2 protein-coding genes are annotated in these 1,080 nt (G+C 76.0%); one reads left to right on the forward strand and one right to left on the reverse strand.

What is annotated here, in order from left to right; genetic code table 11:
- Nucleotides 1-718, forward strand: a 718-nt coding sequence (locus AB0O00_RS41100; protein WP_363659755.1) for a TIGR03943 family protein, incomplete at its 5' end; no start/stop codon positions are given.
- A gap of 21 nt (nt 719-739) precedes the next feature.
- On the opposite strand, the gene AB0O00_RS41105 is transcribed toward AB0O00_RS41100, so the two are convergent.
- The coding region (locus AB0O00_RS41105; protein ID WP_363659756.1) for a transcriptional repressor at nt 740-1,080 on the reverse strand (341 nt) is incomplete at its 5' end.

Below are 1,080 nucleotides of genomic sequence, written 5' to 3' on the forward strand. Positions count from 1 at the left end.
GTTCCTGCAGTACGTCAAGGAGGGGCTGCGCTACCCGCTGATCGCGTCCGGGCTGGTGCTGCTCGGGGTCGGCGTCGCCGGCGTCGCACGGCGGCTGACGGCGGGCCGGCGCGAGCCCGTCCTGCGGTTCGGGCGGGACGACGAGGGCAACGCCGTCTGGCTGCCGCCGGCTGCCGCGGACCACGAGCACGGCCACGACCACGACCACGGGCCGCGCGTGGCCTGGCTGCTGACCGTCCCCGCCGTGCTGCTGCTCTGCTTCACCCCGCCCGCCCTCGGCTCCTTCACCGCCTCCCGGGACGGCGCCGACGCGACGGTGGAGAAGGCGCACTACGCCGACCTCGCACCGCAGCAGCCCGCCGTGGCCCTGCCGATGCCGATGTCGCTGATGGAGTTCATCGGGCGCAGCCACGACCCGCAGCGCAGTCTCCAGGACCGCCGGGTGCGGCTCACCGGGTTCGTCACGCCCGGTCCGGGCCCGGACGAGTGGTACCTCAACCGCCTGGTGGTGAGCTGCTGCGCGGCCGACGCCCGCCGACTGCGCGTGCTCGTCCACGCCTCCGGCCCGGCCCCGGCGGCGGACAGCTGGGTCGACCTGACCGGCGTGTGGCACCCGCTGCCGGACGCCCCGCCGAACACGCCGCCCCGCCTGGACGCCTCCGAGCACCACGCCGTGCCACAACCCCGGGCGCCGTACCGGGACTTGCCTCCTTCCTGAGCGAGGAGCCCCGCGTTGCGGTCACGGGTGGCTCCGGTCGGTGGGGGGACGGGGGGACGGGACGGCGTCGCAGGCGACGCAGACGCCGGCGAACTCGACGGTGTGCCGGACGTCCGAGAAGCCGGACTCCCGGGCGATGCGCTCGGCCCAGGCCTCGACGGCGTCGACGTCGAGGGCGAGCGCGAAGCCGCACTCCCGGCACACCAGGTAGTGCTCGTGCCGGTCGTGGCGGCGGTGCCGGAACAGGCGCTCGCCCGCGTCGTCGCGGACGACGTCGACCTGGCCCGCCTCGACGAGCGCGGCCAGCGCCCGGTAGACGGTGCTCAGCCCCACCTCGTGGCCGTCCGCCGCCATCCGGGCGT

It is taken from the genome of Kitasatospora sp. NPDC093558 (assembly GCF_040683475.1).
Lineage (GTDB): Bacteria > Actinomycetota > Actinomycetes > Streptomycetales > Streptomycetaceae > Kitasatospora.